This window comes from Amycolatopsis sp. cmx-11-12, assembly GCF_046269425.1.
Classification (GTDB): Bacteria; Actinomycetota; Actinomycetes; order Mycobacteriales; family Pseudonocardiaceae; genus Amycolatopsis.
In genome coordinates this window covers 176872-191745 of the sequence record NZ_JADNQM010000014.1, presented here as the reverse complement: position 1 = coordinate 191745, position 14874 = coordinate 176872, and the positions used below count along the sequence as shown (strand labels likewise).

General features: G+C 67.4%; 12 protein-coding genes. 3 read left to right on the top strand and 9 right to left on the bottom strand.

Annotated elements, in window-relative coordinates; genetic code table 11:
- From ACLARN_RS21095 to ACLARN_RS21085, 3 genes are all read right to left on the bottom strand, one after another.
- On the bottom strand, positions 1 to 84 hold an 84-nt coding region (locus ACLARN_RS21095; RefSeq protein WP_409493161.1), incomplete at its 3' end, for a histone-like nucleoid-structuring protein Lsr2.
- Positions 85 to 233: 149 nt separating this feature from the next.
- Positions 234 to 1469 carry a cytochrome P450 family protein gene (locus ACLARN_RS21090; RefSeq protein WP_409493154.1) on the bottom strand — a complete coding sequence of 412 codons (1236 nt, stop codon included), beginning with the start codon at positions 1467 to 1469 and terminating at the stop codon, positions 234 to 236.
- A 141-nt stretch (positions 1470 to 1610) separates the two neighbouring features.
- On the bottom strand, positions 1611 to 2462 hold the full coding sequence (locus ACLARN_RS21085; RefSeq protein ID WP_409493153.1) for an alpha/beta fold hydrolase: 852 nt from the start codon (positions 2460 to 2462) through the stop codon (positions 1611 to 1613).
- Positions 2463 to 2571: 109 nt separating this feature from the next.
- On the opposite strand from ACLARN_RS21085, the gene ACLARN_RS21080 reads away from it, so the two are divergent.
- Positions 2572 to 3489, top strand: a complete 918-nt coding sequence (locus tag ACLARN_RS21080) for an AurF N-oxygenase family protein (RefSeq protein WP_409493152.1) — start codon at positions 2572 to 2574, stop codon at positions 3487 to 3489.
- A 1-nt stretch (position 3490) separates the two neighbouring features.
- Positions 3491 to 4996 (top strand): FAD-dependent oxidoreductase, encoded by a 1506-nt coding sequence (locus ACLARN_RS21075; protein WP_409493151.1) that lies wholly within the window; start codon positions 3491 to 3493, stop codon positions 4994 to 4996.
- Positions 4997 to 5128: 132 nt separating this feature from the next.
- On the opposite strand, the gene ACLARN_RS21070 is transcribed toward ACLARN_RS21075, so the two are convergent.
- The 3 genes from ACLARN_RS21070 to ACLARN_RS21060 are packed head-to-tail and all read right to left on the bottom strand — an operon-like array spanning position 5129 to position 8037.
- On the bottom strand, positions 5129 to 6370 hold the full coding sequence (locus tag ACLARN_RS21070; RefSeq protein ID WP_409493150.1) for an aminotransferase class I/II-fold pyridoxal phosphate-dependent enzyme: 1242 nt from the start codon (positions 6368 to 6370) through the stop codon (positions 5129 to 5131).
- Positions 6367 to 7494 carry a GNAT family N-acetyltransferase gene (locus ACLARN_RS21065; RefSeq protein WP_409493149.1) on the bottom strand — a complete coding sequence of 376 codons (1128 nt, stop codon included), beginning with the start codon at positions 7492 to 7494 and terminating at the stop codon, positions 6367 to 6369. Before ACLARN_RS21065 ends, ACLARN_RS21070 begins: the two co-directional genes overlap by 4 nt.
- Positions 7495 to 7512: 18 nt before the next feature.
- Positions 7513 to 8037, bottom strand: coding sequence for a pyridoxamine 5'-phosphate oxidase family protein (locus ACLARN_RS21060; protein ID WP_409493148.1), 525 nt, complete (start codon positions 8035 to 8037; stop codon positions 7513 to 7515).
- A 71-nt stretch (positions 8038 to 8108) separates the two neighbouring features.
- Here ACLARN_RS21060 and ACLARN_RS21055 point away from each other — a divergent pair, with 71 nt between their 5' ends.
- Entirely contained in the window at positions 8109 to 8954 is an 846-nt protein-coding gene (locus ACLARN_RS21055; protein WP_409493147.1) for a class I SAM-dependent methyltransferase, read from the top strand.
- Between the two features lie 14 nt (positions 8955 to 8968).
- Here ACLARN_RS21055 and fabF read toward each other — a convergent pair whose 3' ends face one another.
- The 3 genes from fabF to ACLARN_RS21040 are packed head-to-tail and all read right to left on the bottom strand — an operon-like array spanning position 8969 to position 14620.
- Positions 8969 to 10231 (bottom strand): beta-ketoacyl-ACP synthase II, encoded by a 1263-nt coding sequence (fabF, locus tag ACLARN_RS21050; protein WP_409493146.1) that lies wholly within the window; start codon positions 10229 to 10231, stop codon positions 8969 to 8971.
- Entirely contained in the window at positions 10218 to 11966 is a 1749-nt protein-coding gene (locus ACLARN_RS21045; protein ID WP_409493145.1) for a thiamine pyrophosphate-binding protein, read from the bottom strand. The genes fabF and ACLARN_RS21045 overlap by 14 nt, the downstream gene beginning before the upstream one ends.
- The gene (locus ACLARN_RS21040; protein WP_409493144.1) at positions 11963 to 14620 is read right to left on the bottom strand and encodes an aldehyde dehydrogenase family protein; all 2658 of its coding nucleotides are present in this window, start codon (positions 14618 to 14620) and stop codon (positions 11963 to 11965) included. Before ACLARN_RS21040 ends, ACLARN_RS21045 begins: the two co-directional genes overlap by 4 nt.
- Positions 14621 to 14874 lie beyond the last annotated feature (254 nt).

The following is a 14874-nucleotide window of genomic DNA, read 5'->3' as shown; positions in this document are numbered from 1 at the left end:
GCCGTCGAGCGCGAAGGGCACGGTCTGGGTGGCTTCGCCACCGTCGATGTCGTCGACGATCTGGACGGATACCTTTTGTGCCATCGATAGTGCCTTCCGCTAGGTCATGCCACGCCAGCTTAGATTGGCGCAGTGCCAATGAGCCTAGCCGCAGTGCGCCGAACCGGCGGAATGGCAGGCCCCTTTCCGCCGGATAACCCGGATGAACGATGTCCATTTCGGACGGAGCCCGCCTACGGTGCGGAGGACGGTTCGGGGCCGTGCAGCAGCACCGGCAGCGTGCGATGCCCGTTGGAAATGAACGAGTCGAGGTGCCCCAGCGCGTCGGGTGAGGTGGCGAGTGTCATGTTCGGGAACCGATCGAACAGGGCAGGCAGCGCGATCGCCGCCTCCAATCGGGCCAGTGGTGCGCCGAGGCAGAAGTGCACCCCGTAGCCGAACGCGACATGCGACTTGTCGGCGCGGGTGGCGTCGAACGCGTCGGCGTCCGGCCCGTGCAGTGCCGGGTCCCGGCCGGCGGCGGCGTAGCCCGCCAAAATCGCGTCGCCCTGCCGGATGACCACATCGGCGACAGAGATGTCCTCGACGGCGTACCGCAGTGGCAGATGCGCCACAGGTGCCTGCCAGCGCAGGGTCTCCTCGATCACGTCCTGCCAGGAGATCCGCCCGGCGCGGATCAGGGCGAGCTGGCCGGGATGGGTGAGCAGCGCGGTGATGGCCTGGTCGAGCAGATTCACGGTGGTTTCATGGCCAGCCGAGATGAACAGGATCAGGGTGTCGATCAGTTCGATTTCGTCCAGGCGGGCGCCGTCGTCCTGGGTGTGCGCGGCGATGAGCGCGGTGGTGAGATCCTCACCGGGGTTCGCCCGCTTGGCGGCGACGAGTTCGGCGAAGATCGAATGGATGTCCTGATAGGCGGCCAGCATCGCCTCCTGGCTCGCCGAGGTTTGGAAGAAGACGTCGACAGCGTGACGTAACCCGGCGCGGGCCGAGTCCGGTACCCCGAACAGTTGGCAGATCACGTCGATGGGTACCGGATAGGCGAAACTCTCCCGCAGGTCAACGGGTTTGCCCGGCGGCGTGGTCGCGATCGCCGCCAGGAGGTCGTCGACGATCCGGGTGATCCAGGGGCGCAGTGTTGCGATCCGGCGCGCGGTGAAGGCCTGTGTCACGAGCGAGCGCAACCGTTTGTGGTCGGCGCCGTACGCGGTGAACATGTTCCGCACCGAGACCCACACCAGCAACGGCCAGTCCGTGCTGACGTCCGCCAGCGCGGGCCAGTGTTGTCGGGCATCCTTGGATACGCGGGGGTCGCTGAGCAGGCCGCGCAGCAGTTCGTGGCTCGTCACCGACCAGGCCACCACGCCACCCGGTAATTCCACCCGGGTGATCGGGCCACGCTCGCGCAGCCGTTCGTTTTCGCCATGGATGTCGTCACCGCTCGGGTCCAGCACCAGGGGACGTGTCACCGGAAATCACCCTTTCTCGGTGGAGTGAACCGAGTCCAGGGTGCCAGTGGAGCGGTTTCCCGGCTATTCGCCAAATGGTGCGATATTCACCCTTGAGCCGCGCGTGCTTTTCCGCAGATCGATAAGAATCTCGAAACGCGCCTACCCCTTGCCGTCAGCGCTGCGGCCGATGATGTCGGCCAATGTCGAGGCAGCCTCTTCGGGAACCCAGTGGCTGACACCGGTCAGGATCTCCAGCCGGTAGCCGCCGTCGGCGTACTGGCCGGCGAGTTCGGCGCCGCGACGGGACAGAGCGGTGTCGCCGTCGCTCCAGACATGCGTGGTCGGCACGGGAACCCGGGTACGTAAGGCCGCCGGGTGTTGCAGGAGCATCGCGCGATACCAGTTCAGCCCGCCGGTCAAGGCTCCGCCGACGAGGATCTCCTGGTGGACTCGGCCGATTTGGGCCGCTGTCATCCCGGTTTTCGCGAGCGTGCGGTCCAGTACTCGCGGCCAGCGCCGGATGGCGAGTTCGGGCAGCCAGGGGATCTGGAAGAAGAACATGTAGTAGGACCGGACGATCTGGTCACTGGCCAGCATCGAGCGCAGGAAGGCCGCGGCGTGGGGGACCGACACGGTGGTCAGCGACCTGATCAGCTCCGGTCGCTGTGCCGCGGTCGCCCAGGCGACGTTGGCGCCCCAGTCATGTCCGACGAGGTGTACCGGTCCGGCCCCGATGGCGTGGATCAGCGCGACGGTGTCGGCCACGAGACGGCTCGACCGATAGGCGAACCGGCCGCGTGGACGCGCTCGGGGCGAGTAACCGCGCTGGTCGGGCGCGATCGTGCGGTACCCCCGCTCGTTGAGGAGCGCGGCGGTCTCGGCCCACGAAGCGCCGGTCTGCGGGAATCCGTGCAGCAGGACGACGACGGCGCCGTCGAGCGGGCCGGTGTCGCGCACGTCGAAGGTGAGACCGTCGTGATCGAAGGATCCGACGCGGCGCGGTGTGGTCATGATCGGGTCTCCAGTACTCGCGACACGGCCATTTAGGTGTTACCTTGGGTAACAGTGAACCACGGTAACGCCTAATCTACACCCAGCCGACGTAGTCCGGGAGGTCCGTATGACCAGCACCGATATGCCGCGCACCGCGGGAACGGCCGGTGCCGGCCGCCAAGAGACCGCGCGGCGGCTCCTCGATTCCTCCGCGATGTTGTCCTATGACCCGGCCACCGAGGTGGACTGGGAGACGCCGTTGGACAAGGACTTCCACGGTGCCAGTCCGGAGTGGAGCACCCTCTACGGGACGAGCTACTGGGCCGAGATGACGCCGGACCAGCAGAAGGAGCTCACGCGCCAGGAGGCCGCTTCGGTCGCGAGCACCGGCATCTGGTTCGAGATGATCCTGCAACAGATGGTGCTGCGCGATTTCTACGCCAAGGATCCGACCGATCCGGCGTTCCAGTGGGCGCTGACCGAGATCGCGGACGAATGCCGGCATTCGATCATGTTCGCCCGCGGCGCGGAGAAGCTCGGCGCGCCCCCGTATCGTCCGCGCAGGCTCGCCGTCGAGCTCGGCCGCGTCTTCAAGGCGACGGCCACCGGTGAAGCGGCGTACGCGGCGATCCTCGTCGCCGAAGAAGTCCTCGACGTGATGCAGCGCGACTGGATGCGTGACGAGCGGGTGGTCCCGTTCGTGCGGACCATCAACAACATCCACGTCGTCGAAGAGTCCCGGCACATGAAGTTCGCCCGTGAGGAGACACGCGAACAGCTGGAGGGCGCGGGTTTCCTGCGCCGCCGGATCAACGCGCTGGTCATCGCGATCGCGTCGTATTTCATCGTCAGCAGCATGGTCAACCGCGATGTCTACAAGAACGCGGGACTCGACACCGAGCGCGCGCTGCGTGAGGCGAAGACCAATGAGCACCACAAGTCGATGATGCGGTCCAGCTGCGCCGGGCTGATGGAGTTCCTCGGCTCGTGCGGCCTGCTCACCCGGCCCGCGCTGGTGTTCTACAAGCGGGCGAACCTGATCTGACATGGCCTTCGCGATCACTCAGACCTGTTGCAACGACGCCACTTGCGTGTCGGTCTGCCCGGTCAACTGCATCCACCCGACGCCGGACGAGCCCGACTTCGGCAGCACGGAGATGCTCTACGTCGATCCGGCCGCGTGCATCGACTGCGGCGCGTGCGCGGACGCCTGTCCGGTGGACGCGATCTTCCCGGTCGACCTGCTGACCGGGCCGCTGAAGGTCTACGCGGGACTCAACGCGCAGTACTACGCCGGTCGCGAGACCGCGCCCGTGGCCGATCCCGCGCCGAACTTCCACCGCTGGAGCCCGCCGACGTTCGACAGGGCCATTCCGAGCGACTTCGCGCCGCCGGACATCGCCGTCGTCGGCACCGGTCCGGCCGGGATGTACGCCGTCGAGGATCTGCTCCTGCACACGAACGCCCGGGTCACCCTGATCGACCGGTTGCCGGTCGCGGGCGGGCTCGTCCGCTTCGGCGTCGCCCCGGACCACCCCGCCACGAAGCGGATCGGCGAAACCTTCTCGCGGTTCCACGAGCACCCGCGGTTGCGGATGCGTCTGGGTACCGAGGTCGGCCGCCACGTCACCGTCGACGAGCTGGCCGAGCGCCACGACGCGGTCGTCTACGCCGTCGGCGCCTCGTCCGCCCGCGCCCTCGGCGTGGACGGCGAGGACCTGCCCGGCAGTATCGCCGCGACCACCGTCGTCGGCTGGTACAACGGCCACCCGGACGTCCCCGCGAACGCGGTGGACCTGTCCGCGGAACGTGTCGTGCTCGTCGGCACCGGCAACGTCGCACTGGACGTGGCCCGGATCCTCACCGCCGATCCCGCCGATCTGACCGGCACCACGATCGCCCGGCACGCGCTGGAACGGCTGCGCACCAGCAAGGTCCGTGAGGTTGTCCTGCTCGCCCGGCGCGGGCCGGAGGACGCCGCCTACACCTCCCCGGAACTGCTCGCGCTGGCACAGCGCGCCGGTGTGCCACTGGTCGTGGACGACGAGGACCCGCGCACCACGGCCGCGATCGACGCGAGCACCGGTAAAGCGACGCTGCTGCGCGGACTCGGCCGCGAGACCGTCGACTGGACCGCGCCGCCGGTCGCGGACGCACGCCGGATCGTCCTGCGCTTCCACTCCGCCCCCACCGAGATCGTCGGCGACACGCAGGTGCGCGGCCTCCGGGTCACCGGTTCGGACGGGCCGGTCGAAATCGCCGCCGGGCAGGTCGTACGCGCGGTCGGCTACCGCGGCACGCCGGTGCCGGGCCTGCCGTTCGACGCGGATCGCGGCACTATCCCGAACACCGCGGGCCGCGTCGACAGCCGGAGCGGCGCTTATGTGGTCGGCTGGATCAAACGCGGGCCCTCGGGCGGGATCGGCGCGAACCGCACCTGCGCCAGGGAGACCGTCGCGACCCTGCTGGAGGACATCACGTCCGGCCGTCTCCCGGTCCGAGCGCGGCGGTCGCCGATCGCCGCGCTGGCCTCGCGATTCCGGGGCCGGTGACGTGACACGCGTGCTTGAGCGGCGAACTCACGTGCTTGAACGGAGATCACGCGTGATTGGACGGAGATCTCCGTGATCTCCGTCTGATCACGCGTAACCTCCGTCTGATCACGCGAGATCGCCGTCTGAGCCTCATCGGGATCCGCCGAGGCCGACCCGCTCGCCGAGGTCGGCCAGCGTGTGGAGGAAACCGTCCAGGTGTTCCTCGGTGTGCCCGGCGTTGAGGATCAGCCGCAGCAAGGGTTTGTTCCGGGGGACGGCGGGATAGAAGAAGACCGGGACAAGGTATCCGCGCGCCAGGAAGGATTCCTTCAACTCGACCGCCGTCGTGTCGTCGCCCGCCGGTACCGAGATGAGGTAGGACGGGGTCGAATGGGGCGGGAACCCGATTTCGGCGAGTCGTTCGCGGAATACGGCGACCCGGCGCAGATAGCCGTCGACGATCGCGGGCTCGGTACGCAGCAGGCGCATGATCCGCGTCGCGGTGCTCGCCGTGGGCGGTTGCATGGCGGCGGTGAACATGGAGGTCCCGGACAGCAGTTCGAACGCGAGCATCGGGTCGGCGGGCCCGGCGATAGCGCCGCCTTCGAGACCGACCGCCTTGGAAAAGGAGACCATCACGAAGTCGGCTCTGCGCAAGGCGTCGAACTCGGCCGCGAACGGCCGGTTTTCCGCGCCGTAGAGCAGGAATCCGTTCGCGTCGTCGACGTAGCTGAGCGCCTGGTGACGTTCGCAGAGATCGAGCAGGGTGCCGATCGGGGCGACCGTGCCGTCGGCGGAGTAGACACTTTCGAAGACGACGACGGTCTTCTTGCCCTCGAGCCTGCTCAGGATCCGGTTCAGGTCGGCCGGGTCGTTGTGCCGGAACGCGAACAGCTGCCGTCCGTAGGTCAGGTTCTCGACGGCCTTCCACAGGCTCCAGTGCGCGTCCCGGTCCAGCACGAACACCGCGTCCTGATTGTCGATCTCCCAGCCTTGGCCCAGATTCATGTGGTGTGTCATGGCATGCACGAAGCCGAGGTTGGCCAGCAGCCCGCTGGCGAAGCTGATGGCGCGTTCCTTCCCGGTGACAGCGCAGAGTTCGCGTTCCAGCTCGAGGTGAGGACGGCAGATTCCCTGCGTCATCCTCGATCCGCCGGTGGTCAGGCCGTAGCGGGCGATGCCGTCCAGGAAATGCCGCTGCACGTCGGCGCGTTCCTGGAGGTTCAGGAAGTTGATACTCGCGAAGTTGGCCAGTGTGCGGCCGTCGCGCACCACCGTGGGGCCAGCCGGGCCGTCGATCACGGGCGGATCGGTGAGGCCGAGACCCTTGCCCGCGGCGAGGAAGTCGGCGAACGGCCAATGCTTGAGCGCGGCCGATACGGATGTCGTCACTCGGGTTCTCCTTGGGATGGCGTACTGGTGAGCGGTCGGCGGACGGTGGCAGGCACGTTCGCGCGGGGAAGATCGGACGGCATGACCGGTTCGGGGAACATGTGCCGGTCGATACGCACCGCACTCCAGAACCGGGAAAGCGGGCGCAGGTAACCCAGGCTCATCCGGAATCGGCAGCCGAGCTTGGCCTTGGCCGCCTCGTTCGAGATGCCGAAGTCCACCGTGTGGTAGCCGTGCGCGAGGGCGAACCGGATGATGTGATGACCCATGTGCCGGTGCAGCGACACGGTCCCGACATGCGTGTGGTCGAGGCCGCTGTAGGTGGACTCCAGCAGTCCTTCCCGCGCCAGCAACAGGTCGAATCCGACCAGTTTCCCGCCGTGGCTGGCCAGGATCACCACCGTCTCGGGCAGTGCGGTGATCCGGCGGAAGTAGTCCGCGGTGAGGAAGATCTGGTCCGGGTCGCGGTACTTCTCGTACAGATTGATCCAGAGCGAGTGCAGGGTGGCGACCGCCTCGGGTAGGAGGGCACCTTGGTGCACCTCCACGTGATAGCCCGCCGCCGCCACCTGTCGCGCGTCCCGCCGGACGCTCTTCCGGGTCTTGCCTGGCAGCGACGCGAGGTAGCCGTCGAAGTCGGGCCAGGCCACCGTGAGCACGGCGTCGGCGAACATCGGGGTCCGGCGGAAGCCGAGCCGCCGGAGGAGGCCACCGCACGCCTCGTCCGGCCCGGGCTCCCAGAAATCACGGAGCAGCAGGAATTTCGCTCCCAGCGTCACCGCGTCGCCGCGCATCGCCCCGGCCAGCACATCGAGGGTGTCCTCGACGAGATCGGCCGAAGCGAAGTGGAACGGCGGGCCGAGGTTCACCGGTGACCCCCCGAGGAACACCGGGAGGTGCAGCGGACCGATCAACGGGTAGCGGATCACGAACCCGTACGCCATCGCCAGCAGCCGTCCGTCCAGGCGCAGCGTGAAGAACCGGAAAGAGCAGTCCAGACCGGCGGTGGCGATGGCGGAGAGATACGCCTTGGTGTGCGGCGGTTCTGGATAGCGCAGAGCGGCCAGCTCGTCGTCCGCCACGTCGAGCCGATCGGAAACACGCACCTCATAAGCTGCCGGCATTTCCCTGCCTTCGGGTCGTCAGCGCGTCCGAATCGCGTAGTGGTCCGCCACCATGGCGAAGGCTTTCGTGGTGAGGGCTTCTTTGCGGGCGTCGAGGCCCTGTTCGATCCATTTTTCCTGATCCAGGACATACGTGTCGGCAACGGTGACGCGATACAGCCGCAGATCGTCGTCGCCCCGGAACTCGGCGAGTTCTTCCTCCGGTGTTTTGTCGGTCAGGTGTGCGGTCTGTTCCAGAAACCGGCGCGCCAGGTCTTCGTCGGAAACTTCCTCGCAGGTCCCGGAAAACTGGACACTGTCGGCGTCGTCCGGCGTCACCGCCGAGTCGTAGGCGACGCCGGCGACTCTCGGATCCTGTTCGATCGCTCTGGCGTGCCGGGAGTCTCTTCGGGACATGAAGTACAGAAAACAGGGTGGCGATGTACTGTAGGCGACAACAGCCGCCCACGGCCCATTTTCGTCCACTGTGGACAAAGCGACGTAGTCGTTCTCACCGAGAATCCTTGTCGCGCGCGTAGTTGCTTCGTCGATGGTTTCGGTCATGCGTGTGCTCCGTGGTCGATTGACTGGATCGGGTGCGGCGGATACCGTCCTTCAAGACGATTCTGGGAGGTATGACCGTGCCGGACTCGCATTTCGCCGAGGCACTCGCCGAGATCGCCCCACTTCTTCGCTGCCAATCTTGTTTTCGAGGCCCTCTGTCGATCGCGCCGGACGGATTGGCCTGCTCTTCCTGCGCGTACGAGTTTCCTTTGGTCGACGGCATTCTCGACATGAGTGGCGCCGGCCCCCGGCTCGACGACGTCGGTGACAAGCCCTACGAAGGCCGGTGGGCGAATTTCTACGACTGGCTGATGAGCAGGCCTTCCCGGCAACGGCTGGACGCCGGACTGCTGGGCCTCGACGTGTCGCGCTACTACGCGGAGATGCCCGCCCGGCTCGGCGCGCTGGGCGAGGGGCCGACGCTGGAAGTGCCGTGTGGCAACGTTCCCTTTCTGGACTATGCCGAGGCGTACCGGCGGAACGGTCCGTGGATCTTCGTGGATCTGTCCTGGGAGTTGCTGCGCCGGCTCACGGCGCGGTTGGCGGAACGGGGGCTGCGCCGCCACCTCGCCGTGCGCGCCGACGTCCGGTCGTTGCCCGTGGTGGACGGGCGGATGCGGAACGTCGTCTCGATGTTCGGCCTGCATTGCTTTCACGACAAGGCCACGGTGTTCGCGGAGTTCCGGCGATGCCTGCGCCCCGAGGGAGCCGTCGTGGCCAGCACGCTGACGACGGACGGCCACGCGATATCCCGCTTCTATCACCGGCTCAGTCAGTCGGACGGGACTTTCGCCTCGGACAACTCGACCACGGACGTGTGCTCCGCCGCGCAGGGGCACGGTTTCAGGATCGGGGACGAGTTGCGACTCGGGTCCGCGTACGTGTTCGGCGCCGGTGTCGCGCACGACGCCGGATGAGCGCTCAGGCCGGATCATTCCTCCCACCGCCGGATGACCAGCACCGCGTTGTGACCGCCGAACCCGAAGGAGTTGCTCATCGCGATCCGCGTGTCCCATTTCTGCGGGCGATGCGGGACGAAGTTCATTTCCGCGTCCAGCGGGGTGTCGCAGTTGATCGTGGGTGGCACGAGTCCGGTTTGGACGGCATAGCCCGCCGCGATCAGCTCGACCGCGCCCGCCGCGCCGATCATGTGTCCGGTCATGGACTTCGTCGAACTGACCGGGATCTTCACGGCGTGCTCCCCGAACACCTGCCGGATCGCCCGGACCTCGGTTTCGTCGTTGAGCTCGGTGCTGGTGCCATGCGCGTTGATGTAGTCCACTTCGGACGGTTCGACGCCCGCATCGGCCAGTGCGTTCTGCATGGCACGCCGCGCGCCAAGGCCTTCCGGGTGCGGCGAAGTCCAGTGGTAGGCGTCGGAGGTGCTGGCGTAACCGATCACCTCGGCCAGGATGTTCCTGCCCCGGCGGATCGCGCCGGTGGCCTCTTCGAGGACGAGAGCGCCCGCCCCCGCACTCATGATGAAGCCGTCCCGGTCCTTGTCGAACGGCCGTGACGCTCGTTCCGGGTCGTCGTTGCGCCTGGACAAGGCTCGTGCGTTGGAACTGCCCGCGATGTCGACCGCGCTGACACAGCAGTCCGTGCCGCCCGTGAGCACGATGTCCGCGTACCCGTGCTGGATCCACCGGGCGGCCTCGCCGATTGCGTCGGTGCCCGTGGCGCACGCGGTGCTGATGGCCCTGGTCGGTCCCGTCGCGCCGAACATCATGCTGACTTCGCCGGACGCGCTGTCCATCGCGCCGGTGATCGCGGAAAACGGGCTGATCCCGCGCGGTCCTTTCGTCCGCAGCTGTTCGGCCTGGCGGTAGTACGAACCGACCGGGCCATAACCGGAGCCGATGAGCACCCCGGCCCGCGGCGCGAGGTGCGGCGGGATCGTCAGTTTGGCCGCTTCGACGGCTTGGACCGTCGCGGCCACGGCGTACTGGGCGTAGGTGTCCATCCGGCGGCTGATCTTGTGCGGCATGTAGTCGTCGGCGTCGAATCCCTTGACCTCGCCGGCGATTTGCGTCAGCAGCCCGGTCGTGTCGAACGAGCTGATCCTCGCGATCCCGCCGCGGCCGTCGAGGAACGCGGCCCAGGTGTCGTCGGCCGTGAGACCCACCGGGGTGATCGCTCCCCAGCCGGTGATGACGGCTCGCCGCCGGTCGCGGCGTAGTTCATCCTCGATCATGCGGGCCGGCCTCCGATTCTCGTGCGGACGAACTGGTTTCCGGGAAGTCCCCGGCGAGCGCGTCCAGGAACGGCGGCACGTCGTCGAGCCTTACCCCGATGTGGAGTACGAAGACATTTCCGGTGAGGCTGGCTCGCAGACCCCGGTCGAGATGACGTTCCAGGTCGTCCTTCCCGGTGACGACGACCTGCTCCAGACCCGGGATCGCCGACGTGCCGATTCCGGCCTCCCCGGCCGTCACGAAGGGAAAGCGGCCGGCGTCGAGACCGAGCCGCCCGAGCTGGGAGTGCAGCCAGCCGTAGCCGCCGTTGTGCAGCACCACGTAGAGGACACCGACGCGCTCCCGTGCCAGGGTCGCGAGATCGTTGCGAACCATCTCGAAGGCGCCGTCCCCGGCGAACACCACCACCGGCCGGTCCGGGGCAGCCAGCCGCACTCCCGCCGCGGCGGCTGTGCCGAACCCGAGGCTGGTCTGTTCGGAGGGGACGATCGAGCCGCCGTCGTGGTCGCAGGAGGAGAACGGGTAATAGTAGGACCACATGTCCTGCAAGCCGTTCTCCTGGACGAGGATCCGGTCCGGCGGTACGACGACCTCGATCGCCGCCAGCACTTCGGCGACGTGGATGTCCTCGCTCTTCCCCAGCCGTTCGAGCGTTTCCCGCCGATCACGATGGAGCGTCTCACGGCATACGCGGATTTCGTCCAGCCAGCCACGGTGGGGAACCCGGCCTTCCGACAGCCGCCCGAGCCAGCCGCGCAGCGTCGCGGCGGCGTCTCCGACCACCTTCGGCCCCCAGTACTCCGTGGACAGCCCGAGCGGATCGACGTCGACCTGCAGAACGGGGATCGTCGTCCCCAATCCCGGCCAGCCGAAGACCGCTGTCTCCTCCAGCCTGCTTCCCAGCGCGATGACGAGATCGCTGGTCTTCACCAGCTCGGCTGTCGCCGGTGGCGCGTACAACCCCGCGAGGCCACAGAACGACTCGTGCGTCTCGTCGAGGCAACCACGGCCGGACGCGGTGCTGAGCAGGACCGCCCCGATCCGTTCCGCGAACCGCTCGATGAGGTGGTCCCCGTTGCGGTGCCGTGCGCCGCCGCCCACCACCAGCGTCGGCCTGCGACTGCCGCGGAGGACGTCGAGCGCCGCCTGGTCGACAGGATCGGACACCAGCGTCCCGGTGACGCTGGTGTGGAGGAACCATGGACGGCTGCGGGTGACCTCCTCCCGGAGCAAGTGGTCGGGGATCTCCACGTACACCGGGCCTGGCTGACCGCTGGTCGCGACGAGGAAGGCTTTCTCCAGCGTGGGAACGACCCGATCCGGGTGGTCGATCCGGTATGCCCGCTTCACCAGCGGTGTCATCACCGCGACCTGGTCCAGTTCCTGGAAAGCGCCGGAGCCGCGCCGGTCGTCACCGGTGCCCGCGGCCAGGATCACCAGCGGCGCGGCCGCGGAACGTGCTTCGAGCACACCGGTCAGCGTGTTGGTGACCGCGGGTCCCTTACCGACGACGCAGACGCCCGGACTCCCGGATTGCAGCGCGTACCCGGTCGCCATGAACACCGCGTTGCGCTGATCGCGGCAGAGGACCAGCCGCAGCCGCGCGGACTCCACCGCGGGCAGCACCTCGAGATCGTCCGAGGGGAGTCCGAAAAGGACGGTCGTGCCACGAAGCCGGAGGTAATCGGCCGCGGCGTGCCAGGCGTTCGGATAACGCGTCGTGACGGCGCTCATGCGGACGTCCGATCCGGGGTGAGGTGTTCGGCGACCGATTCGGAGATCAGCAGCGGCCGGGCCGTGCGTTTACCTCGGTGCGCGAGGTAGTTGGCGATCATGCCGCGGCCACCGAACGGCTCGTTGCCGTTGTCCACGTCCAGCAACGTGGTGTCGTGGCACACCAGATGACGGTCGGCGAGCACGTCGGAGATGCCCGTGTCGTCCCCGTACACCATCGCTCCCATCGCCCGTTCGCGGAAGAACTCCGAGGTGACGCGCTCGCGGAGCTGCACCGTGCTGTCGTAGCGCATCACGTTGAAGATCGGGGAGAACAGCTCCGCGACCGGTACCTTCGTGCTCATCGGCCGGGCAAGGACGGTCGGCTGGAGATGACCTGTGCGGAAGTCGACCTGGCCGCCGGACACGATGTGCTCGCCGTGTTCCCGGAGATGGTCGACAGCGTCGGTGAGGGCGGATTCGTAGTACAGCGGCCCGTAATCCGCGCTGGGATCGGTGTACTGGCCGAAGCGCAGGTCCCGGACCCGTTCGGCCAGGAGGCCGACGAACCGGTCGAAACAGCCGTGGTGCACGAAGAACACGTCCGGGCCGAAACAGTCCTGCCCGGAATTGAACAGCCTGATCCGGATGGCGTCGGTGACCGCCTTGTCGAGGTCGGCGTCCGGGCCGACGATGAAGGGGTTCACCCCTTGCCCGTAGTACAGGAACAGCTGATCCTTGCGCACGGCCGTCCTGACCTGCTCCGCGTTCTTGTACGCCCCGGTGAAGGTGACGAGATCGGCGTGCGCGACCGGGCCGTCGAGGAACTCCCGCTGGGTGAGCGGATGCAGGGTGATGGGCAACCCGTGGATGGGGGCCAGTAGTTCGTGCAGCCGCCGCATGGTCCCCGCGACCTGCTGTGAGGATCGGAAACCGACCTCGTCCACGAACAGCGAGGGGACGAGCAGCTGGAGGACATAGGAGTAGAAGACGATGTTCGACGGCATGAACACCGCCATCCTCGGTACTCGGCCAGGACGGTACTTCTCGACTTCGGCGACCGCGCCCCGCAGGGTGTCCAGGGCGGACCAGATCTCCGACTCGGCCGATCGGAAGTTCGAGATCTCGGTGAGAATGTCCAGTACCGGTCCGGGATCGGCTTCGATGGCCGACCGTACCGCCGCGAGGCGGGCCGCCCTGCCGGGCCTGGCAGGCGACTCGGACGTCTCGACTCGCGCCGGGCGGGGCTCCACCGTGGGCATCGAGGCCGCCGCGATCTGCTTCAACCGGGCCTGATCAGGCTTGCCGTTCCTGGTGACCGGGAACGCGCCCACCACCACGACCTGGTTGGGCTGCTCGAAATCGGCAAGGTGCTCGCTCATCCGCCGCCGCCAGTGCTGCCCGTTCCCCAGGTGGGGATCGGCCACGACGAATACGAGACGGCAACCGCGCCGGTCGTCGTCGAGCGGGACGACGGTGATCGGACGCCCGCACGCCTCCGCCTTGCGCGCCAGTTCCGCCGGGTAGAGCGTGTATCCCAGGCGGTGCACCGCGTGTTTGCGGCCGATGACGTGAAGACGCCCTTGGCCGTCGCGGAAGCCGAGATCGTGGGTGAGATACCAGTCGCCGTCCCTGCGGTCGAGGGTGCCGTCCTCGGCGAGATACCCCTCGAAAAGGCCCGCCGATCGCACCCTGATCTCGCCGATCTCACCATCGGCCACCGGTTTCCCGCCGTCGTCCCGGATCTGGAGTTCGACGCCGGGCAATGGGTGCCCGCATCCGTGTGGATCGTCCGGTGTGGCGAGAGCTATGTTCCCCGCTTCGGTGCTGCCGTAGCCGTCCAGCAGCGAGGCGCCGACCACGGCGTGAAAGCGCTTCGCCAGTGGCTGACCGAGAGGGGCTCCACCCACGCACCACATCCGGACCGAACCGAGCCGGTCCCGGAGCACCGGCCGTTGTTCGAGGATGCCGAGCACCGTGTGGTAGGTCGACGGCGTCGCATCGACGGCGGTGACACCGGCGAGGGCGGCCGCCTCCAGCGCGTGGTCCACCCGCACCCGCGGCGCGACGACGAGTGAGCAGCCCGTCAGCCACCACACCAGCAAGAGCGACAAACCGTACTGGTGGGAAAAGGGAAGCAGTGGGAGCAGGACATCGGATGCGCGGTAGCCGAGCTGTTCCCGGGTCCGGTCCGCGTTCTCCCAGATCGCCGAGCCTGACCGGACGATGACTTTCGCCGCCCCGGTGGTCCCCGACGAGGAGGTGATGAGCGCGTCGTCCCTGCCGCGCCATGCGTCGAACGACAGTCGCTGACCACGGCCCGGACGGCCGGGGTCTGCGCGCAGGTCGGTGCTGAGCAGTACTTTCGCGATATCGGAGAACTCCGCGACCCGTCCGAGGTCGGCGTCCGTGATCACCCAGTCGGCCCCGGTCAGCAGCACCAGTTGCCGGTGCTGCCGGGGAACCTGTCCGGAGTCGGCGAGCACGATGCTCACATCGAGGTGAATCAGCCCGAAGAGGACCGCGATGAATTCCACTGAATTGTCCGCTATCAGGAGAACCCTGTCTCCGCGCCGGATCCCTCGGCCCGCCAATTCGATGGCGGTGCGGACGGCGTCCAGTTCGACGTCCGGGATTATTGTCTCGTGTTGCCCGTGTAAGTCCGTGTAGATCAATTGTGCTTCCCCAGGAAGCGTCACTGCAACTACCTCCATGCGGCCTGGGACGTACCGATCGCAGACCCCGGCCGAGTCAACCCGATTGGTTGGTGAAACAATCGATATCAGCAATTCGACAACAGCGTGATTTCGGTAGCCACGGACACGGCGATAGCCCCCCGTTTGCGGTGGAATGCCGAACTTCCGATGGCCAGTCGGATGAGCATCGGTGCTCGAAGTCACCGATGCTACCTGTCCTCATCTGGGTGCGC

Excerpts from the sequence above, each read along its gene's own strand:
- ACLARN_RS21085 (WP_409493153.1), bottom strand. The coding sequence starts at position 2,462 with ATGACCACACCGCGCCGCGTCGGATCCTTCGATCACGACGGTCTCACC.
- ACLARN_RS21080 (WP_409493152.1), top strand. The coding sequence starts at position 2,572 with ATGACCAGCACCGATATGCCGCGCACCGCGGGAACGGCCGGTGCCGGC.
- ACLARN_RS21075 (WP_409493151.1), top strand. The coding sequence starts at position 3,491 with ATGGCCTTCGCGATCACTCAGACCTGTTGCAACGACGCCACTTGCGTG.
- ACLARN_RS21065 (WP_409493149.1), bottom strand. The coding sequence starts at position 7,494 with ATGCCGGCAGCTTATGAGGTGCGTGTTTCCGATCGGCTCGACGTGGCG.
- ACLARN_RS21060 (WP_409493148.1), bottom strand. The coding sequence starts at position 8,037 with ATGACCGAAACCATCGACGAAGCAACTACGCGCGCGACAAGGATTCTC.
- ACLARN_RS21055 (WP_409493147.1), top strand. The coding sequence starts at position 8,109 with ATGACCGTGCCGGACTCGCATTTCGCCGAGGCACTCGCCGAGATCGCC.
- fabF (WP_409493146.1), bottom strand. The coding sequence starts at position 10,231 with ATGATCGAGGATGAACTACGCCGCGACCGGCGGCGAGCCGTCATCACC.
- ACLARN_RS21045 (WP_409493145.1), bottom strand. The coding sequence starts at position 11,966 with ATGAGCGCCGTCACGACGCGTTATCCGAACGCCTGGCACGCCGCGGCC.